9 protein-coding genes are annotated in these 23075 nt (G+C 40.3%); all 9 read right to left on the bottom strand.

Annotation, left to right across the window (positions count from 1 at the left end):
• Positions 1-108: 108 nt before the first annotated feature.
• A complete protein-coding gene (locus KFE94_06595; GenBank protein ID UTW67774.1) occupies positions 109-3423 on the bottom strand; it encodes a VCBS repeat-containing protein in 3315 nt (1104 codons plus the stop codon).
• Between the two features lie 100 nt (positions 3424-3523).
• Positions 3524-8452 carry a T9SS type A sorting domain-containing protein gene (locus tag KFE94_06590; protein ID UTW67773.1) on the bottom strand — a complete coding sequence of 1643 codons (4929 nt, stop codon included), beginning with the start codon at positions 8450-8452 and terminating at the stop codon, positions 3524-3526.
• Between the two features lie 134 nt (positions 8453-8586).
• On the bottom strand, positions 8587-9312 hold the full coding sequence (locus KFE94_06585; protein ID UTW67772.1) for a response regulator: 726 nt from the start codon (positions 9310-9312) through the stop codon (positions 8587-8589).
• Positions 9313-9324: 12 nt separating this feature from the next.
• Positions 9325-11262: a sensor histidine kinase gene (locus KFE94_06580; GenBank protein ID UTW67771.1), complete on the bottom strand. Its 1938-nt coding sequence runs from the start codon at positions 11260-11262 to the stop codon at positions 9325-9327.
• A 213-nt stretch (positions 11263-11475) separates the two neighbouring features.
• Positions 11476-18960 carry an HYR domain-containing protein gene (locus KFE94_06575; GenBank protein ID UTW67770.1) on the bottom strand — a complete coding sequence of 2495 codons (7485 nt, stop codon included), beginning with the start codon at positions 18958-18960 and terminating at the stop codon, positions 11476-11478.
• A 270-nt stretch (positions 18961-19230) separates the two neighbouring features.
• The gene (locus tag KFE94_06570) at positions 19231-19809 is read right to left on the bottom strand and encodes a phage tail protein (GenBank protein UTW68227.1); all 579 of its coding nucleotides are present in this window, start codon (positions 19807-19809) and stop codon (positions 19231-19233) included.
• A gap of 77 nt (positions 19810-19886) precedes the next feature.
• Positions 19887-20462, bottom strand: coding sequence for a phage tail protein (locus KFE94_06565; protein UTW67769.1), 576 nt, complete (start codon positions 20460-20462; stop codon positions 19887-19889).
• 271 nt (positions 20463-20733) lie between these two features.
• Positions 20734-22095 carry an OmpA family protein gene (locus tag KFE94_06560; GenBank protein UTW67768.1) on the bottom strand — a complete coding sequence of 454 codons (1362 nt, stop codon included), beginning with the start codon at positions 22093-22095 and terminating at the stop codon, positions 20734-20736.
• 7 nt (positions 22096-22102) lie between these two features.
• The gene (locus KFE94_06555) at positions 22103-23074 is read right to left on the bottom strand and encodes a PorP/SprF family type IX secretion system membrane protein (GenBank protein ID UTW67767.1); all 972 of its coding nucleotides are present in this window, start codon (positions 23072-23074) and stop codon (positions 22103-22105) included.
• Position 23075: the final 1 nt, after the last annotated feature.

Raw genomic sequence — 23075 nt, 5'->3', positions numbered from 1 at the left:
ACTTTAAAACAAGATTAAACAGAACCCTGTTGGAAGCAAAAAAAATGTTCTCACTGATCGAAATACTGTTGTAAAACCCTTTTAAATAGATGTGAGTGTTTTAAACTTTTATTCTGTCAATATTTTTTGCAGTAGCAGTGGTGCGTTATTTCTGGTGGCGATTATTTGAATATTTTGGTTTTGATCGTGGATAAAATCAATGTCTTTGATATCACCATCTAAGTTCAAATGAGAATCATAGTTTTCAATTGGAATAAATTGTCCATTACCAGATCCTATAAGAACCAAACCATATGAAGCATCATGTCTGGCAGTTTCAATCTCTGCACTATACATATTTCCACCTATGATGAGATCTAAATTTCCATCGCGATTTAAATCATATGGAATGATTTTGTTAGTGACAGATAGTTGCACTAATGATGGTAATTGATGAATTGCAAACGAATCATTTCCCATATTTTCAAAATATGAAGTCGCGAGCCAATTGACTTTTTTATGGAAAGCATTATCTAATTCTTTTCCATAAACATCTGATAAACTGGAGTTCCCAAATGCATCATATGTAGGGATTCGTTTGGAGATAGATGGCATTTGTTGTGACGAACAAGTTCGTCCTCTTAAAGGATAACATTGATTTTCCGAGTAATATCCTAAAATGATGTCATGAGAGTTGTTGTGGTCCAAATCACCAGCGTAAACTTCTAGCGGCCCATCCTGAGTTTGATATTTGGAATTTAATCCTAAATTACCTCCAATAAAGTCCATGTCGCCATCGTTATCAAAATCACCTACTGCAATAGAGTACCACCAACCTGTATAGTTGTTTAATGAAGTTGTTGGAGTTATGTTAGAAAGTTTACCGGATTCATTTTTCATGATAGTAATCGGCATCCATTCACCAGATAACACAAGGTCTAAGTCCTGATCCTGATCGTAATCGGCCCAAATGGCTTCGGTGACCATTCCCAGATTACTTAATTCGGGTGCTAGTGATTGCGTTTGGTCCGTAAATTTTCCATTCTGATTAATGAGTAAATAACTTTTAGGTGTATACGGATACTTTCCGGGAGTGATTCGACCTCCTATAAAAATATCCTGATCTCCATCCTGATCAAAGTCAGCGACCGCAATGGCTGAAGTACTTGTGAAGTTTTCCGGAAGGAGGGTTGGATCGTGTTGGTAATTCCCCTGACCGTCATTCACATAAATCCGATCTTGATACATCGGACTATTTTCAGGCCATTCATTACTGCCGCTCGCTACATATAGGTCTAAATCCTGATCGTTGTCAATGTCTATAAATGAGACGCCCATATCTTCCTGATCTTTGTGTTGCTGCCAAGGTTGACTTGAAGCCTGTACAAATGAGCCATTGACTTTTTGAATAAAGAGCTTACCTGATTGTTTGGAAGCTCCTCCCACAAAGAAATCTTCTAGTCCATCACCGTTCACATCACCCACGGTTATGAATGGACCATTTTGAGAATACCTATGTGGTAAAAGAATTTCACGATCATAATCTTCGTAAAACTCTTCTTGATGTACAAAATCAATTTGACTTTTTGAGATGATGTCCTGGAAACTAAAATTTAACTCAGAATTCGAATGTGTTTTGGGATTTTGAATGTCTTCATATTTAATGGTGAGCAGTCCATTGATTTTAGGATTTACATAAACGCTTTGTTTTGAATTGGGCCAATCAATGATTAAAGAATCCACTTTGGAAATTTTTCCCAGTCCGAAGTGTGCAATAGGTTCAGAAGAAGATAGAAAACCGTGATTGGTGGTCAATATATTATGTTGCATGTGGTCACCGGTGATCAATGTGATTTTTGCTCCGATACCCCATTTATTTAAATCTGCCCCCTCAAGTTTTACTCTTAAGAAATTGGTTGATTTTGTAGTGTTTTCGAAAATCAAAGCTTCGGTATCCATGTTGTTAACTACTAAATCCAAATCGCCATCGTTATCGAAGTCTGCGTAGGCAGCACCGTTCGAAAACCCTTTATAGTTCAGTCCCCAATTTGATTCTTTTTTCGTAAAAGTTAGGTCCTGATTATTTTGATATACATAGTTGTCAATAGGTACGGATGGCATTTGGGATTGAAGTTCTTTAAATTGTTGGATGATATCTTTGGAAGAATACTTTGAGATTGATTTTTGGAAATCATTGTTTCTTAAATCGCGTTTGATTCCGTTGGTAATGTAAATGTCTTTCCAACCGTCATTATCCAAATCGCAAATTAATGGAGACCAGGACCAATCCGTATTTGAAACTCCAGCAAGTTCCCCGATATCACTAAATTGACCATTTCCTCTGTTGAGTTGTAAAACATTTTGCATGTATTGGAGGTGTCTGCCCAAAGCATAGTTGGTATAAAAGGCCTGAATATCCATCCCCTGCATATTGGTCTTTTTCCGTTTATTGTCTTCGGCCATCATGTCCAGAACCAGAAGATCGGTTAAGCCATCATTGTTGATGTCATTGGCACTGCTTCCCATAGAAAACTGGGAAATATGTTTCATTTGCTGGTGAATGCTATCCGTAAAAGTTCCGTTTCCATTATTGATATACAGATGATCAGGTTCGGAATAATCGTTGGCAATAAACAAATCTATCCACCCATCATTATTGTAATCCGCAGGGCTAATACTTAAGCCAAATCCGTAGTTTCGAATTCCTGCCTGATTGGTCACTTCTGTAAAATGGTTACCGTCATTTCTGAATAATTTATCGGTTTCCAGATCAGATGGATTTTTTGCTTTTTGAAGTCGTGTAGAAATGTAATCTCCAAACCCTATAGGGTGATTTAAAATGTAGATATCCAGATCTCCATCATGGTCATAATCAAAAAAAGCGGCATGGTTGGATCTTGCCGCATCTGCTAAACCATATTTTTCAGCAGATTCCGTAAATGTAAGATCCTGATTATTGATGAAAAGTAAGTTTTTCATATCCGAAGAGTTTTGCCCTCCGGATTGACATACATAAATATCCAACCATCCATCACCATTGACATCGGCCATAGTAACTCCTGTGGTCCATTCTTTTTTACCTGATACCTGTGCTTTTGAGGTGATGTCTTTGAACGTCAGATTACCCATATTCAGATAAAGTTTATTGTCGACCTGATTCCCGGTAAAATAGATATCAGCCATCCCATCATTATTGATATCCCCAATTGCAACCCCTCCGCCATTATACATATTGAAGAAGTTGAAGCAATTCATTTCCTCCGTTTCTTTCACAATGGTATTGGTGAAATGGATGTTTGTTTTTTCAGAAGATAAAGCCTGAAATTTCGGTTTTATCTGAGGCGTAGAAGGTGCTTGAATTTGTTTTTTTTGAGTGCTTTCATTGCATCCTACGAAAGAGAATAGCAAAATAACTGCGGAGAAATATGTAATGAATGTGTGCATAGGAATTTCAAATGTAAGTGAATGATTCAAATTATCTAGAAACAGAAAAAGGTATCTATATAGATACCTTTTTCTTGTTTGATTATAAATAATGCGATGCCTATCTAATCACGATATGTTTCACTACTTTTTGGTTTTCAGCCTGGATTTGGATGAAATAAGTACCCGTAGGGAGATTTGAAACATCTAAAGTAGAAGTTTGATTTCCATTTACTTTTAAGATGTTGTTGATCACATGTTTTCCACCCATATCGGTGATGATTACCTGAACTTCCTGACCATTGAAACCTTTCATGTCAATGTTTAAATAATCAGCAGCTGGATTCGGATAAATGTTTACAGAGGCTTTGTCAAGTGTAGGAACATCTAAGATGAAATCTACAAAAACAGTATCCGCTCCGTAACATCCGTTTCCATCAGTGACTACAACAGAAATAGTTCCCATGTTAGTCAATGTCACATCAAGCGTTTGGTTTGTGGTTAAATCACTCCATAAGTAAGAGTTGAAACCCGCACCAGCATCCAGAGTATAAGTGTTATTTCCACCATCAACCCAAACGATAGAAGTATCCGGACCTAAGTCCACCACCACAGGATTATGAACATTGAACGAAACAGCATCATCAGATACACAACCATTGCTATCCGTAGCAGTTACAGAATAATTCTGTGAACCAGGAGACAAACTATTTGCATCCACAATGATTTGCGAAGTCGTTGCACTGGTATTCCAGATGTAAGATACAAATCCGGAAGAAGCGATTAGAGTATCGATTTCATAAGCACAAAGATCATTTGCACCAGATATAGCGACCCCAGTAGCCTGGAATACGGTTACATTAATGGTATCGATACCAATACAACCGTTATTATTTGTAACAGTAACAGAGTAATCTGCCACACCAGGAGTAGAGGTATCCACATTATAAGTTTGATTAGTAGAGTTGTCTTGCCATAAGTAAGAAGCAAATCCAGCTCCAGGATCAAGAGTTAATGATCCACCAAAACAAACAGAAGTATCGTTACCTAAATCAACAGATAGAAGAGGTGGTTCAGTGACCATAGCAGAACTGGTATCTGTACACCCATTTGCATCAGTTACAGTCACGGTATACGTCCCTGCCATGAGTCCGGTAATAGATGCAGCAGCAGCACCGGTGTTCCACAAGTAAGAATAAGTTGTAGTACCTCCAGAAGCAGAAGCAGTTACACCACCATCAGCGCCACCGAAACAAGTGACATTAGAATCTGCCACGGTAGAAGCGACTAATAGCGCAGGTTCAGTGATGATGACAGAAGTAGAATCGGTACACCCATTTGCATCGGTTACCGTTACTGTGTAAGTACCTGCACTTACTCCGGTAATTGATGGAGTGGTGGCCGTATTTGACCATGCATAAGAATATGGTGTTGTTCCACCCGTAGCTGAGGCACTTGCACCACCGTTAGATAATCCGTTACAAGTTATGTTAGAATCCACTATAGAAGTCGCCATTAAAACTGTAGGTTCTGTAATAGTTGCAGAACTGGTATCGGTGCAGCCATTTGCATCAGAGACTGTTACGGTATATGTGTTGGCGATCACACCAGTGATAGAAACAGTAGTCGCAGCATTCGACCAGGCATAAGTATATGCTCCGGTTCCACCAGTAGCAGAAGCGGTAATTCCGCCATTTGCGAATCCATTACAAGTTACATTTGAATCAACTACAGTTGCAGCGACTAAAGCTGTAGGTTCTGTAATAAGTACAGATGTGGTATCATAACATCCATTGGCATCATAAATCACATATTGTGGTAAATTTATAGGACCAACAGTATCAGTATCCATGGTAGCCATGGTATCTGTTCCTGAGAAAATATTGTAATATGGCGCAGTTCCTCCGGTAATTACATAAGAAACAATCGCATCATTTGCCCCATTACAACTGATCGGTGAATTAATAGTCAGGTTGAATGCTAAATCTAATGGCTCGGTAACGGTCGCTGAACTTGTAGAAGTGCATCCATTCGCATCTGTAATGGTTACGGTATAGGTGCCTGCAGAAATACCTGTAATACTTGCTGTAGTTGCCGTATTATTCCATTCATAGCTATATGGCGCAGTTCCCCCAGTAGCAGAAGCTGTAGCACCACCATTTGCGAATCCATTACATGTAGCATTGGAGTCTACAATAGAAGTGGCTACAAGTACAGCAGGTTCAGTAATAGTTGCAGAGCTGGTTGAAGTACAACCATTGGCATCAGTAACGGTTATGGTATAAGTTCCAGCAATCACACCTGTAATACTCGCATTAGTTGCCGCATTCGACCATAGGTAGTTATAAGTTGTGGTTCCACCAGAAGCAGATGCAGAGGCTCCGCCATCAGAGAATCCATTACAGCTTGTATTGCTATCCACAACTGTGGCAGCCATTAAAGCTGTGGGTTCTGTAATGGTGACTGAATTTGTAGCGGTACATCCATTGTTGTCTGTTGTGGTTACTGAATATGTATTTGCGGTTACTCCTGTAATAGAAGGGGTTGTCGCACCATTTGACCATGTGTAGGTGTGAGGAAATGTACCTAATAAAGCCCCTGCAGATGCACCACCATCTGAAAAACCATTACACGTTACATTTGAATCAACAATTGCCTGTAAGATCAATCCTGCAGGTTCCGTAATGGTGACTGAATTTGTAGCAGTACATCCGTTATTGTCTGTTGTGGTTACTGAATATGTATTTGCAGTTACTCCTGTAATAGAAGGGGTTGTCGCACCATTTGACCATGCGTAGGTGTGAGGAAATGTACCTAATAAAGCCCCCGCAGATGCACCACCATCTGAAAAACCATTACATGTTACATTTGAATCAACAATTGCCTGTAAGATCAATCCAGCAGGTTCCGTAATGGTGACTGAATTTGTTGCAGTACATCCATTGTTGTCTGTTGCTGTTACCGTATACGTATTTGCAGTTACTCCTGTAATAGAAGGAGTTGTTGCGCCATTTGACCATGTATAAGTGTGAGGAAATGTACCTAATAAAGCACCCGCAGATGCACCACCATTTGAGAAACCGTTACAAGTCACATTTGAATCAACAATTGCTTGTACCAACAGTCCAGAGGGTTCTGTAATGTTTACAGAGCTCGTTGCAGTTATGCCGTTGTTATCGGTAATGGTTACCATATATGTATTTGCTGTAACACCTGTAATGCTTGCGGTTGTTGCTCCGTTAGACCAGGCGTAGTTATAAGGTGCTGTTCCTCCGGACGGAGAAGCTGTGGCGCCTCCATCAGAAAAACCGTTACAAGTCACATTGGAGTCCACAACGGTATTTGCAGACATACTACTAATGGTTGCAGAACTTGTAGCCGTACAACTATTGTTGTCTGTCACGGTTACCGTATAAGTTCCCATGGCTAAACCTGTAATACTTGCGGTTGTTGCTGCATTTGACCAGGCATAATTGTAAGGTGTGGTTCCTCCGGTTACAGAAGCTGTTGTTCCACCGTTGGCTAAACCTCCGGTAGAATTTGAATCTACCGTGGTTGATGCAATTAAAACAGCAGGTTCGGTAATAGTATTGCTATTTGTAGCAGTACATCCATTTGCATCGGTTATGGTCACCGAATAAGTTCCTGCTAGAACCCCAGTAATAGAAACTGTAGTTGCCGAATTTGACCAGGCAAAGTTGTAAGGAGTAGTTCCCCCAACGGCTGATGCTGTTGCACCACCATTTGAGAAACCGTTACAAGTCACATTGGAGTCTATAACCGTTGCTGCAATTAATGAGGCAGGCTCAGTGATGACAATAGATTTTGTAGCAGTGGCTGAGAGACTATCGGTCACTGTTACGGTATAAGTTCCAGGAGCTAATCCGGTAAGTGTGGTGTCTGTTGAGCCTGTTGACCATAAATAAGTATATGGAGGAGTTCCTCCGGTCGTGCTTGTGATGGTTACCCCGGCATCTGTAAGTCCGTTACAAGAAATAGCAGAATCAATGGTGACCGTTGGATTGGGACCATTTGAAACACCCTTGTACCAATACCAACGGGTAGGGTTCCAATGCGTGGCAATGACATCCTTGATTCCATCACCGGTTATATCTTCAAAACACATGGCGCCAAATGCGCCAAAATCAACAGTATCAAATGAATGCGCAGGATAACTAATGTATGGAGCGAAGTCTGGAGAAGTAGCAGTACCATTATTAGGAATGTAACGGATAAAACCGGCTTCGTTCATAAAGTACATATCCAGATCACCATCACCGTCAAAATCTTCCATGTCAGGAGTAGGAGCTAAGAAACTTGTTTCTACCCATAGGGTTGGAGGGAAAAGAGAAGAACTACCAAACTCTCTTACAAAACTTGGTGATGTTGGTGTTCCGACATTTTCAAAATAGGTGCAAGAGTCTGAACCTCCAGCCGTAAAATCTAAATCTCCATCATTGTCTAAATCACCAAATCCAAATGATGAAAATTCACCAATTTGTTGTCCTTGAAGTCCTGGGATCGTGTCTTTTGCAAAGAAAGGACTGGTAGCTGTTCCGGTATTTCTATAGAAATGGATATCATCTAATTTGAGTAAACCTGCTTGATTCCATCTGGATCCTACCATAAGATCTAAATCTCCATCGGAATCAATATCAACCAAATGGGGTCTAACTTCATTGGTGTTTTGAACTACCCCAATTTTTATGGTATCTAACGAAGGAATAGCACCGGATGTTCTTATAAATACAGGGTTACTAACAGTACCCTGATTTTGAAAATAGAAGAACCGACCTCTGTTACTCCCGGATACAAAGTCCATATCACCATCTCCATCCAAATCTCCGATGGCGACACTACCGAAACGTTCTGGAACTAAAGGCAGTTTAGCGGTGTCTAAACCAGCTGGTTCAGGTCCTCCAATTCCAGCAGGCCCCCAACCGGCAGTCCAGTATTGGGATGTTACGGTTATTTGTGAAAACGCCAGATTGCCAGATAACGCAATCAAGGCCCCTATTAAAAATGCGGTTCGAAATCTAAAAAGTTTCATTTCTTATACAGTATTAGTATGGTTTTAAATGCAAAGAAATGACACCTCCAAAGTGGGCAAAATAAATGTTCTCAGGTTGCGGATTCGTGTTGTAGGGCTGTAAAAAAGTGATGTGAGAAAATCGAAAGAAACAGTTAGGATTTATTAATTACCGTTAAGAGTTCTTCTCTATGACGTTTTCCTAATGGAATCGTTTTTTCTAAAATAATGAGTTCATTATGAGTTACAGTTTGCATGTAATCCAGGTTTACAATATAACTTCGATGACATCTAAAGAAGTTCCCGGATAGTTTGTTGATATATTCGTTCAGGCTTCCACGAATGACGTGTTGCGTTCCATCAACCATTTCAATCTCGATATAAATATGATCACTTTTGATAAAGAGGATATCTTTAAAGTCAATTCGAATAAAGTTTTTGTTCTTTTTGATAAACAGAGAATCTTTAATGACCAGATTTTCCTGATTCAGTGCTTTTTCATTCCGCTTAGAGAAATTGTATAACGCAATTTCAATAGAGGTAGACAATTCTACACTACTAAAAGGCTTGATCAGATAAGCGGCAGGCTCTACGCTTTTGGCTTTATTTACTGTTTGGCTATCTGCATTTGATGTCAAAAAGATAAAAGGGAATTTAAAGCGTTTATTGATTTCAGCTCCGAGTTCGATGCCACTCTTTTTTCCAGATAGTTGGATGTCTAAAAGTGCGATATCCGGAACTTCATTTTCAATAGCCGCGATGGCTTCGGTATAGTTAATGGCCTGTTCTGAGATTTCGTAACCATTATCCATTAAAGAAAATTTAATATTGTTTGAAATAATCATTTCATCTTCAACAATCAAAACTTTTATTTTCCCCATAACTATAAGCTTTTAATCGGTTAGAGATCTGGTATATGTATCTTTAAACGTTACAATAAAGTGTGCGCCATTTTGATTGATAAACTCAAAACTTCCCTGAAGTTGTTTGGATAGACCCTGAACCAATTGCAAACCTAAACTTCTTAATTGTTTGATGTTTAAATGATCCGGAATTCCAGCACCATTATCCTGAACATGTAAAGTATATGTTTCGTTTTGATCTTTTTCAATGGATACGGATAATTCGGGTGTGTTATTTCCGGTTCCGTATTTTAATGCATTAGTGACCAGCTCATTTACAATAAGTCCAAGAGGGATAGCGGTATCAATGTCGAAAGCAATATGCGGGATATCGGTTTGAATTTTGAGTTGATCTTTTTTGCCATACATCTCAGTTAGATCATTCACGAGTTTCACCAGATACTCATCAAAGAACATGATGAGATCATCGTTTTCATATAGTTTTTTGTGAATCAACGCCATAGAGTTAATTCTGTTTTTTCCTTCCTGTGCCAATTCTAAGGCTTTTTTGTCCTCGATTCCTGAGGATTGAAGTTCCAATAGACTAGAAATGACCTGGAAGTTATTTTTAACCCGATGGTGAATTTCTTTAAGAAGAGTGGCTTTTTCTTCTTCTTTCTTTTGAATATCGTCTCTTTGTCTGGTGATTTCTTCGTTTTTAGTTTTGAGCAGACGTTCCTTTTTGCGCATCATAACAATAGCAATGATGGCGATAGCAAATAAAACTCCAACCAGAAGTGTGATCACAAAATACATTTCTGTTTTTTGTTTTTCGTTTTCTAATTCCAGTTCCTGTTTTTGTTTTAAGAGATTGGTCTCATATTGTGCCAATGACTTCGATAAATCCTGAGAGTAATTCTGTTTGGTGATGTAAATACACTGGTCTTTGAAATCCAATGCAGCTTGATAATGGCCAAATCTAGCGAGTGTGTTAGAGATTTCATTCAATAAATGATAAAACTCTACATTGTCCAGTTTACCTTCTGATTGTTGAGCCGCATGCTCACAAAATTGAATGAGGTTTTCACTTTGGAAAGCATTAAAGATAGAATCACTTTCTGGTGAAGGAATTTCTATTGTTCCCAGATATTTAATGAAATAGGAATAAGTTCCTAAACGGCTATTTGGTATCTGATAAAGTTCATTTAGTAGTGGTAATATTTTAGACCCCGAAACTCCTTTAAAGATATAGGCATCCGCCAAATGCATCATGTTACCAATATAAAAAGCACTTTTTTCATATTGCAATTGATCTAGTTCGTAGGCATATTCGCTTACTCGGATATATTCATCCAGATTTCTTTCGAAGATCAAAAATTCGCTCAGATAATACAGGGAGTTGATGATTAGGTTGGTATCCTTAATCTCGGTTGCTGTTTTTTGATTTTCCAGGCACAGTTTTTTGCCCTCTTCGATGTTTTCTTGAATGATATACAGAGTAATCGGGTAAGTACTTGCTAGAATTTGCGCACGTTTTGTATTTCTTTGATTCGGATCAAATTGTGCAATGTATTGTTCTAGTTTTTGGTGTTCTGTATTTGCTTGTTCTAACTTGTTGGTGTTTGTCAACGTAGTGAGCTTTACCCAAATTAACTTCACATAATTATAGTCCACAGAATCATTTTGTGGAACCGTAACATTACGATCAATAAAAGCGACAATTCCGTCAAAGTTGCTGTTGACCTTGTTTTGCATCTTGGCGATATACTTAACGTAGTCTAAATTAGATGCGTTTTGTTTACTGATTCTATTTAGCACCTGCATGTATTCAGAGGTGTCATTACCCTGAATCATTTTTTGAGCGACATCAAATTTTTCCAGTAGGATGGAATCTTCTATGTCTGATAAGCTGAATGTGGTTTCCTGGGAATATGTATTTGTAATAAAGAAAAAGGTAAAAACAAATACAATAAGATTTCTAGTATTCATAAACTACGTGATTGTGTGGAGATTTCGTAATTACGTATGTTGTATAGCGACTACAAATTAAAACGATTTATTACTATTTAATGTGGAGAAGTACATAAATAAAATCATTTTGATTTTTAAATAGTTTGTTATTAGTGTTTTGCAAGTTGTTGTTGGGAAATAAAAAAGGCGACCCAAAGGCCGCCTTTTTATGAAGATATTTAAAATTTAAATCTATCTGATTACGATGTGTTTTACCACTTTTTGGTTTTCAGCCTGGATTTGGATGAAATAAGTACCCGTAGGAAGATTTGAAACATCTAAAGTAGAAGTTTGATTTCCATTTACTTTTAAGATGTTGTTGATCACATGTTTTCCACCCATATCGGTGATGATTACCTGAACTTCCTGACCATTGAAACCTTTCATGTCAATGTTTAAATAATCAGCAGCTGGATTCGGATAAATGTTTACAGAGGCTTTGTCAAGTGTAGGAACATCTAAGATGAAATCTACAAAAACAGTATCCGCTCCGTAACATCCGTTTCCATCAGTGACTACAACAGAAATAGTTCCCATGTTAGCTAATGTCACATCAAGCGTTTGGTTTGTGGTTAAATCACTCCATAAGTAAGAGTTGAAACCCGCACCAGCATCTAATGTATAAGTGTTATTTCCACCATCAACCCAAACGATAGAAGTATCCGGACCTAAGTCCACTACCACAGGATTATGAACATTGAATGAAACAGCATCATCAGATACACAACCATTGCTATCCGTAGCAGTTACAGAATAATTCTGTGAACCAGGAGACAAACTATTCGCATCTACGATGATTTGCGAAGTCGTTGCACTGGTATTCCAGATGTAAGATACAAATCCGGAAGAAGCGATTAGAGTATCGATTTCATAAGCACAAAGATCATTTGCACCAGATATAGCGACCCCAGTAGCCTGGAATACGGTTACATTAATGGTATCGAATCCAATACAACCGTTATTATTTGTAACAGTAACAGAGTAATCTGCCACACCAGGAGTAGAGGTATCCACATTATAAGTTTGATTCGTAGAGTTGTCTTGCCATAAGTAAGAAGCAAACCCAGCTCCAGGATCAAGAGTTAATGATCCACCAAAACAAACAGAAGTATCGTTACCTAAATCAACAGATAGAAGAGGTGGTTCAGTGACCATAGCAGAGCTGGTATCTGTACACCCATTTGCATCAGTTATAGTCACGGTATACGTCCCAGCCATGAGTCCGGTAATAGATGCAGAAGCAGCACCAGTGTTCCATGCGTAAACATAAGCAGTAGTACCACCCGTAGCAGAAGCAGTTAAACCACCATCAGCTCCACCGAAACAAGTAACATTAGAATCTACCACGGTAGAAGCGACTAAAAGCGCAGGTTCAGTGATGACAAGTGCAGCAGTAGCCGTACAACCATTATTGTCAGTTACAGTTACGGTATAAGTACCAGCAGCAAGGCCAGTCACAGAAGCAGTAGCCGCTCCGGTATTCCATAAGAAAGTATGAGAAGGAGTACCACCGGTAGCGATAGCCGTAGCTGCACCGTCTGCAAGACCATTACAAGAAACGTTTGCATCTAAAGTAGTAGTAACTGTTAATACAGGTGGCTCCGTAACGATAGCAGTGCTTGTTGCAGTACAACCGTTGGCATCTGTTACAGTTACGGTATAAGTACCTGCACATAAATTAGTGATTGGATTAACCGTAGAACCATTTGACCAGATATATGAATATGGAGCAGATCCACCGGTGATATTGGCAGAGATTTCTCCATCACAAACGCCATTACAAGATACATTAGAAACTACGGTTGTAGTAACGACAAGAGCTGCAGGCTCTGTAATGGTAATTGAAGTATTTGCAGAACAACCGTTAGCATCAACGATAGTGACAGAATAAGTACCAGCAGCGAGACCAGTTACAGTTGCTGTAGTAGCACCGGTTGACCAGGTATATGTATAAGCCCCAGTACCACCAGTAGCAGAAGCTGTAGCCGCACCGTCTGCAAGACCATTACAAGAAACATTATTATCGACAACTGTACTAGCGACAAGAGCAGCAGGTTCAGTGATGATGACAGAAGTAGAATCGGTACACCCATTTGCATCTGTAACAGTTACAGAATAAGTTCCTGCGATCACACCAGTAATGGATGCTGTAGTAGCAGCGTTATTCCACATATAAGAATATGCACCAGTACCTCCTGTAGCAGAAGCTGTTGCGCCACCGTCTGAAAGACCGTTACAAGTAATATTTGAATCCACTACAGTTGCAGCGATAAGTGCTGTAGGTTGAGTCACCGGAGTAGATGCAGAAGAAGTACATCCATTCGCATCCGTTACAGTTACGGTATAGTTTCCGGCAGCAACACCAGTAATTGAAGCGGTAGTTGCGCCATTGCTCCAAGCGTAAGAATATGCACCGGTTCCACCCGTAGCAGAGGCAGTTACACCACCATTTGTTCCGGAGTGACAAGTCACATTAGAATCAACTACTGTTCCGGCAACCAACAAAGTTGGCTCAGTTACAGTGGATAAAGTGATGTCCATACATCCATTTGCATCCGTAATAGTTACCGTATAAGTACCAGCTACAACTCCAGTAATTGAAGCTGTGGTAGCACCATTTGACCACGCATAAGAATAAGGCATTGTTCCGCCAGCAGCTGAAGCCGTAGCTCCACCATCAGCGAATCCGTTACATGATACATTAGAATCAACAACTGATGCTGCTACCAGAGCAGCAGGCTCGGTAACTGTAGATGCACTTGTAGCAGTACATCCATTCGCATCGGTTACAGTTATAGTATACGTACCAGCAGCAAGAGATGAAATTGAAGCCACATTAGCACCATTTGACCATGCATAAGAATAAGGCATTGTTCCACCAGTTGCAGATGCTGAAGCCCCACCGTCTGCAAGACCATTACAAGAAATGTTAGAATCCACAATTGTTGCAGCCACAAGAGCAGCAGGTTCAGTAATACTAACAGCGCTTGTTGATGTACAACCGTTTGCATCGGTGATAGTTACTGTATAAGTACCCGCAACCACACCAGTAATAGAAGCGTTGGTCGCTCCATTGTTCCATGCATAAGAGTAAGCTCCTGTGCCACCCGTAGCGGATGCAGTCGCCCCTCCATCAGAATAGCCGTTACATGAAATATTAGAATCTACAACTGTAGCAGCAATAAGGATAGTTGGTTCAGTAATGGTACCATTACTGGAAGCCGTACACCCTTTGGCATCAGTGATTGTGATCGTATATGTCGCTGCGGTAACTCCAGTGATTGAAGCATTTGTAGATGTGTTGTTCCAGAAGTAGCTGTAAGGCATTGTACCACCAGTAGCAGAAGACGTTGCGCCTCCATTAGAGAAACCATTACAGGTTACATTTGAATCAATAACTACGGCAGCCACAAGAGCAGCAGGTTCAGTAACGGTTGATGAGCTTGTTGATGTACAACCGTTTGCATCCGTAATGGTAACAGTATAAGTACCAGCAACTACTCCAGTAATTGAAGCATTTGTTGCAGCATTAGACCATAAATAGTTATAGGCTGTGGTACCACCTGTTGCGGAAGCTGTAGCTCCACCATTTGAATATCCATTACAAGAAGCGTTGGAATCTACAACCGTAGCAGCTACTAAAGCTGCAGGTTCAGTAACAGCATTACTATTCGTTGCGGTACATCCATTTGCATCCGTAATAGTTACGGTATAAGTGCCAGCAACTACTCCGGTAATTGAAGCATTAGTAGCGGCATTAGACCAGGCATAGCTATATGCAGAGGTACCACCCGTAGCAGAAGCCGTAGCCCCACCATCAGAATATCCGTTACAAGAAGCATTTGAGTCGATGACTACTGAAGCCACTAAAACTGCAGGTTCGGTAATAGTATTGCTATTTGTAGCAGTACATCCGTTCGCATCCGTAATTGTTACGGTATATGCATCTGCAACCACTCCGGTAATAGAAGCATTAGTTGCAGCGTTGTTCCATGCATAAGAATATGTTGGAGTTCCACCCGTAGCAGAAGCTGTAGCTCCACCATTGCTAAATCCATTACAAGATACATTTGAATCGATGCTTATTGTTGCAACTAAAGCATTAGGCTGTGTTATGGTCACAGTGGTCGTTGCAGTATTGGTACCTCCTTCAGTAATTGTTACGGTATAAGTTCCAGCTGCAAGTCCCGTTGTAGTGGCTGTATTGGCACCATTACTCCATGCATATGTATATGGCGTTGTTCCTCCAGACGGAGCAGCCGTTGCAGAACCATCAGCTAAACCATTACAAGAAACGTTTGTTTGTGCAGAAATTGTTGCACTATATCCACTCACTACAGTTTGGTTTACGGTACAGGTTGCTGTATTACCCGATCCATCTGTAGCTGTTAAAGTAATTGTCGTTGTACCTAAGCCAAGCGTAGCTCCAGAAGTTGGAGATTGTGTAATGGTAGGTGAACCAGTACAATTATCAGTAGCGGTTACTGAACCGGTTAAATCCGGAGCAGGTGCTTGATCTGAACTATTTCCAATTAGGTTACTTGGTGTAGAAGCACAAATAGTAATCGTAGGTGCCGTATTGTCAACAACGGTTTGGTTAACCGTACAAGTTGCCGTATTACCCGATCCATCTGTAGCCGTTAAAGTAATCGTAGTAGTACCTAAACCAAGAGTTGCTCCAGAAGTTGGAGATTGTGTAATGGTAGGTGACCCGGTACAATTATCGGTCGCAGTCACTGAGCCAGTTAAATCCGGTGCAGTACCCTGACAAGATCCGTTAGCTGAAATGTTAGAAGGAGTAGAAGCACAAACCGTAATGGTAGGTGCTGTATTGTCAACAACGGTTTGGTTTACTGTACAAGTTGCTGTATTACCTGATCCATCTGTAGCAGTCAGAGTAATTGTAGTCGTACCTAAACCAAGTGTTGCCCCAGAAGCTGGAGATTGCGTAATGGTAGGTGAAGCTGTACAATTATCGGTCGCAGTCACTGAGCCAGTTAAATCCGGAGCAGAACCCTGACAAGATCCGTTAGCCGAAATGTTTGAAGGAGTAGAAGCACACACCGTAATCGTAGGAGCTGTATTGTCAACTACGGTTTGGTTTACTGTACAGGTTGCAGTGTTACCTGATCCATCTGTAGCAGTCAGAGTAATTGTAGTCGTACCTAAACCAAGTGTTGCCCCAGAAGCTGGAGATTGTGTAATGGTAGGCGAAGCTGTACAATTATCGGTCGCAGTCACTGAGCCAGTTAAATCTGGAGCAGTACCCTGACAAGACCCGTTAGCCGAAATGTTAGAAGGTGTAGATGCACAAACAGTGATTGTAGGAGCTGTATTGTCAACTACGGTTTGGTTTACTGTACAGGTTGCAGTGTTACCTGACCCATCCGTAGCTGTCAGAGTAATTGTAGTAGTACCTAAACCAAGTGTTGCTCCAGAGGCTGGAGATTGTGTAATGGTAGGCGAAGCTGTACAATTATCAGTAGCAGTTACTGAGCCAGTTAAATCCGGAGCAGTACCCTGACAAGACCCGTTAGCCGAAATGTTAGAAGGTGTAGATGCACATACAGTAATCGTAGGAGCTGTATTGTCAACTACGGTTTGGTTTACTGTACAGGTTGCAGTGTTACCTGACCCATCCGTAGCTGTCAGAGTAATTGTAGTCGTACCTAAACCAAGTGTTGCTCCAGAGGCTGGAGATTGTGTAATGGTAGGCGAAGCTGTACAATTATCGGTCGCAGTCACTGAGCCAGTTAAATCCGGAGCAGTACCCTGACAAGATCCGTTAGCCGAAATGTTAGAAGGTGTAGAAGCACAAACAGTGATTGTAGGAGCTGTATTGTCAACAACGGTTTGGTTCACTGTACAGGTTGCTGTATTACCTGATCCATCTGTAGCAGTCAGAGTAATTGTAGTCGTACCTAAACCAAGTGTTGCTCCAGAGGCTGGAGATTGTGTAATGGTAGGTGAAGCAGAACAATTATCAGTAGCAGTTACTGAGCCAGTTAAATCCGGAGCAGTACCCTGACAAGATCCGTTAGCCGAAATGTTCGAAGGAGTAGAAGCACAAACCGTAATGGTAGGAGCTGTATTGTCAACTACAGTTTGGTTTACAGTACAGGTTGCAGTATTACCTGACCCGTCTGTAGCTGTTAAAGTAATTGTAGTCGTACCTAAACCAAGCGTAGCCCCAGAAGCAGGAGATTGCGTAATGGTAGGTGAAGCTGTACAATTATCGGTCGCAGTTACAGACCCGGTTAAGTTTGGTGCAGTACCTTGACAAGATCCGTTAGCTGAAATATTTGAAGGAGTAGACGCACAAACAGTGATTGTAGGTGCCGTATTGTCAACTACAGTTTGGTTTACAGTACAGGTTGCAGTATTACCTGATCCATCTGTAGCTGTTAAAGTAATTGTAGTAGTACCTAAACCAAGCGTAGCCCCAGAAGCTGGAGATTGCGTAATGGTAGGCGAAGCTGTACAATTATCAGTCGCAGTTACCGAACCGGTTAAGTTTGGTGCAGTACCTTGACAAGATCCGTTAGCTGAAATATTAGAAGGAGTAGAAGCACAAACAGTAATCGTAGGTGCTGTATTGTCAACAACGGTTTGGTTTACGGTACAGGTTGCCGTATTACCTGATCCATCTGTAGCTGTTAAAGTAATTGTAGTAGTACCTAAACCAAGCGTAGCCCCAGAAGCAGGCGACTGTGTAATAGTAGGCGAAGCTGTACAATTATCAGTAGCAGTTACCGAACCTGTTAAATTCGGAGCAGTACCTTGACAAGACCCGTTTGCTGAAATATTAGCCGGAGTAGACGCACATACCGTAATAGTTGGTGCCGTATTATCCGCAGCCGTTGAAACTGTGGCGCTTGCTGTAGCAGTTGAACCGTTGTTATCTGTTATTGTGACCGTGTAAGTAGTAGCAGCAAGGCTTGAGATTGTATTTGTTGTAGATGAAGTGTTAGTGGTCGAACTAGCGTTACTCCATACATAATCAAAATTAGCAGTTCCACCTGTTATTGTCGCAGTTAATGATCCGTCTGATCCTCCCGGACAACTTACGCTGTTATTTGCTGTGATGGAAACGGATGGAGGTGTAGCAACAACTGGAACCGAAAATGTGATGTCATCAATATTAGCTCTTCGACTGTTATCTCCTGAAATTGTTATGAACCGAACACGTGTTGCTGTGGTTGTATTAATCGCTGCACTCCATGCAGTAAGTGTATTTACTCCACTTGTTACGATGTTTGTTCCTGCTTGCGTCCAGGAAGTACCTCCATTAGTACTGTATTGCACTTGAATAACCGGAGGATTTGGATCCGCAGTATATTGTGCATAAACCAAAGAAATGGTTCCAATACCACCGGCAATATCAGATTGCATTTCGGCTCTACCTGCTGGAGGTGTGGTTCTGTGTCTGATCCGTAATGATCTGGCGCCATTAAATCGATCAAAGCCTGAAGTGGTCCCGATCAATGCATGTTCCAGCTCCCAGGAGATTCCGCTTATATTAACGGTTCCCACGGAATACGAAGTTTTCGTTTCTCCGGCTCCTTCAAAGTTAAAAGTGGTCTGCCCATAACTGACCAATGAGCTGAATAAGATAATCAAGCTAACAATAAAATAATTGATTAGCTGTTTTGTACTGTTCTGACTAGTAGTTTGCATAACTATTATTGAGTTTTAGGATATGATTCATCATTGAGTTTTAGAATGTGGTTTCGTGCGCAAAGTATAAAAAATGTGCCTAATAAAATCAATGTGACGCTATTGTGTAACAATTTGAATCAGTAGATTTTACCTATTGTTAAACCCTTTTTTTGCTCTTTTCAGGTCTTTTGTAAAGCTGATGAACTATCAATATGTTATAAAATAAAGAACCCGAAGCCATACTATGATGGCTTCAGGTGGTATGAATTGTTTTTATGATGTATATAATTAGCTGCGTGACGGGAAAACTCCTTGTAAACAAATAATGTAATATAATCCCAGAAACGGTTGCATATTATTTATCGGTTGATTCGCACCCGTATTTCCTACTACTACAGTTCCTGTTATTGATACAGGTGACTGTCCTAAAGTTGTATCTGGCGTTCCGGTATTGTAGATATTGGTACCTGGGTTGGGTTCAGCTGGATAAGATGTAGGCCCTGGAATACCATCATTTCCTGTATCAGAATTAGCTAACGGTGCCACAACACCAGTAAGATTCACAGTAGTTCCATGTGAATGAGCAGGCAGTTGGTTTTGTGTCAACTGATTGGTTTCCGTTCCAGATCTTTGTCCGAGTTTTCTGGTGGTTAGACCTGGTCCAGTACCTGGACCAATCGGTGATCTACCTCTTAAGTCCGGTAAAGCAAATGTGGTTCGTCCGTCTCCACCATACGTGGTTCCCAAAATTGAAAACAAAGCTTGATTTTGAGCAATAGATAATAGTTGGCCTTCGCAAAACGCCCATGCTCTTGGGGCAAAGTTCCCTCCGAACATTCTTACTTCTCCAATAGTTCCTTCCATGATTGATATAATTTAAAATTGTTAATGTTAATTGAAATTGTGAGGATAAACTCCTCAATGTAAATAAAATAGACTGTGATTTAGCTACGTGATGGGAAAACCCCCTGCATGCAGATGATAAAATAAAGACCTAAAAACGGTTCCATATTATTCCAGGATTGCCCTGATCCAGTATTTGCTAGAGTGACCGACCCTCCAATGGTTACCGATGATGGTCCTAAAGTTGTATCTGGCGTTCCATTATTGTAGATATTGGTAGCCGGGTTGGGTTCAGCCCAATAAGATGTAGGCCCAGGAATACCATCATTTCCTGTGTCAGAATTAGCATTAGGTTTAACAACCCCAGACAAGTTGGGGCTAGTGAAGTGACTGTGCGATGGCATCTGTAAGATGTTCATACTTGATTCTTCCAGACCCGAACGTTGCCCTAGCTTTCGGGTTGATAAGCCTGGCCCTCTACCAGGTCCAATAGCGGTCCTTCCCCGTAAATCGGGTAAAGCAAATGTGGTTCTTCCATCACCTCCGTAGGTAGTTCCTACAATTGAAAACAAGGCAGTGTTTTGTGCAATGGATAGAAGTTGGCCTTCGCAAAAGGCCCAATTTCTTGGAGCAAAGTTGCCACCAAACGCTCTGATTTCTCCAATGGTTCCTTCCATAGAATAAAATTTATAAGGTTTATAATTAATTACATGTTGTGATGATATTCAGGCTCGTAGTAGGATATTCCTGTGTGTGGCAATTTGACGAAAGTGAGATAATCATCCTTACAAATATGGAAGATTGATACTATGAATCTTAGAGTGAAATTACCTGAATCATGAATTGGGTAATTTTACGTATTGGGTTAAGCATAAAAAAAGCACCATAAATTTATGGTGCTTTTGAGATGTGGAATCTCCAATTTATGTGTGGGTATGTTGAATGAATTTATTTTACTAAAAACTCGACTCGTCTGTTTTGGGCGCGTCCTTCTGGCGTACCATTATCGGCAATTGGATCAGCTTCCCCTTTTCCGATAGTGATGATTTTATCCGGACTCCAACCCAGTTCTACCAGAGCTTTTTTCATGGCTTCAGCTCTTTTTTTGGATAAGGAAAGGTTGTAATTTTCTGAACCCATAGAATCTGTATATCCGGTAATCGTAATGGATTCTGTGCTGGCATCTGTTTCAGGAGTAAAAGGGAAATTAGCGTTTAATTGTTTTATAGCCTCTTGCGAAACATTGGCTTGATTAGAACCAAAATTGAGTTCTTCACTACTTAAAACGATTTTTTTAGGTTCTTCCGGAATGGGTTCTGGAATGATTTCTTCCACAACAACTGGTTCCGGCTCAGGAATGACTTCTTCAATTATTGGAGCCGGTTTTACATATCCGCGTGTGATTCTTGTGGTGTACAAGCGCATTCCTTTGCCATCACGATCGGATGAAAAGATGATATGATTTGAATCGATTTCAGAAATGTATGCTTCAAAAGACTTTTCTAGATTGATATGTTCCGGTAATCTTTCCGGTTTAGAAAGTAATGAAAAGTCATCATTTAAAACCTGAGAAACGAAAAGGTCATAGTTATTCGAAGTTGAATCTGCAGCATGTCCATTCGAAGCGAAATACAATCTTTTTTTGTCTTCACTTAGATAGGGCGTAATTTCATCATTTGTGGTACAGATGCATTCTAACTTAATTGGTTTCCCATATACTTTAGGAGCTTCTCTAAACGAAACAAAAATTTCAAAGTCATCTGAGATCACTGATTTTTGATATATCAACAGAATATCACCCGATGAATGCATAGACATCCCATAATTCCATGAGGTGGGTTTGAACCATTTGATTTTTAACTTTTCAGGTTTTGACCATCCTACTGATTCTTTATGAATTCTTAGAAGTCCTTGTTGGAAGTTTAGGCGTTCATCATTGGAGCCCATTACATAAATGGTGTCATTGTTTTGTGAAGCTCCAATAATTGTTTTGGTGTTTTTTGAACTCCAATAAGGTGGTTTATTCTCATTGATGGCTTGAGAAAGTGATTCGGAAATTTCCATGGAGTATGGTTCCATTGTAACATCGGCATCCCGGTCACTTTTTGAAGTTTGAATTTTAGTAAAGTAAGCTGTTTTGGGGCTTACGGAAACTGGCATGATATAGTCTCCCGAATCAGTTTTAGATTGAAGGAGTTGTACCACGTTTTGTTCTGAGATCGTATCGAATGGAGTTAATGTGCTGTCTCCGCTTGAGAATCCTACCTGACTGGATAATACGGCTGAAAATAATGTAATATACTTGATCATGCCTGGCTTATTTAAAAGTGTATGATAAATAGATTTCATGGCTTCCTTTAGTGATGTTGTTTACATCAATGACTCCGGTGTCATAAGAATACCCAAATCGAATGGAGTCTTTTAAGTGAACACCTAGCATAGCAATCCACATTTTAGAAGTGCGATAACCTGCTCCAAACCAAAATGTATCTCGATAATCTGCACGTGCATAAAAGTCGTATGTGGTTGGGAAACCTTTGCCAATTTTTGCGTTGATTGTTGGACGCACTTCCCAGTCGTCTGAAACTCTAAAGTTGTAATCAGCTGTCGCAAAAAAATGATTGACAATATCTTCCTCTAAATCATTATTGGAAAGTGTGAGCCATGCCAATTGTTCTGCCGTCACACCAAGAGAAAATCTTCTGGAGTAAAGAACAAAAGCGGCATCAATACCCAGAAAGTTACTCGAACCTCCAGTAGCTAAATATTGATTATATGCCGGGTCATTTGGTCGAATCAGTTTCATTTGATCTACATCAACCTTTAAATTGGTGTAAGTTAATGTAGGCGCAAATGCCACCATCAATTTTCTGGTTACAGGAAGGTGATATGCTCCTGCAGCAGAAAATTGCAACCTATTTAATAACCCGGCATTATCATAAACCATCATTCCGTTGTAAGCCCAAAAACTCTTAGGTGTCACAATAGGTTGAGAAATGGTTTTTGATGTGGTCGGAATATTTCTGCCAGCTTCAAAATTTGGTCGGTTTATTGAACCTCTAAAATTGAGCTGGGTAGTTACAGGAGCATTGCTGATTCCTGTCCATTGATTTCGGTAGCTTAGAGAAAGCTCTTTATCCGGATCAACACCACTATATGCTTGGTTGATCAGAACCCGATTTTCCAAGTATAAGTTGGAATTAGATCTTTGTTGTCCAAAGCCTGTTAGCGTTGCCAGAACAAGACTTAAAAATAAAACCTGGATTTTCATATCGTTTAATGTTTTCATG

This window comes from bacterium SCSIO 12643 (assembly GCA_024398135.1).
In the GTDB taxonomy this organism is placed as follows: Bacteria; Bacteroidota; Bacteroidia; order Flavobacteriales_G; family Salibacteraceae; genus CAJXZP01.
Note: the sequence above shows the minus strand (reverse complement) of the source record. Positions and strands in the feature narration are given on the sequence as shown.

What these genes read in the sequence shown, in the direction of transcription:
- KFE94_06595 (UTW67774.1), bottom strand. Translation starts at nt 3,423, where the DNA reads ATGCACACATTCATTACATATTTCTCCGCAGTTATTTTGCTATTCTCT.
- KFE94_06590 (UTW67773.1), bottom strand. Translation starts at nt 8,452, where the DNA reads ATGAAACTTTTTAGATTTCGAACCGCATTTTTAATAGGGGCCTTGATT.
- KFE94_06585 (UTW67772.1), bottom strand. Translation starts at nt 9,312, where the DNA reads ATGGGGAAAATAAAAGTTTTGATTGTTGAAGATGAAATGATTATTTCA.
- KFE94_06580 (UTW67771.1), bottom strand. Translation starts at nt 11,262, where the DNA reads ATGAATACTAGAAATCTTATTGTATTTGTTTTTACCTTTTTCTTTATT.
- KFE94_06575 (UTW67770.1), bottom strand. Translation starts at nt 18,960, where the DNA reads ATGCAAACTACTAGTCAGAACAGTACAAAACAGCTAATCAATTATTTT.
- KFE94_06565 (UTW67769.1), bottom strand. Translation starts at nt 20,462, where the DNA reads ATGGAAGGAACCATTGGAGAAATCAGAGCGTTTGGTGGCAACTTTGCT.
- KFE94_06560 (UTW67768.1), bottom strand. Translation starts at nt 22,095, where the DNA reads ATGATCAAGTATATTACATTATTTTCAGCCGTATTATCCAGTCAGGTA.
- KFE94_06555 (UTW67767.1), bottom strand. Translation starts at nt 23,074, where the DNA reads ATGAAAACATTAAACGATATGAAAATCCAGGTTTTATTTTTAAGTCTT.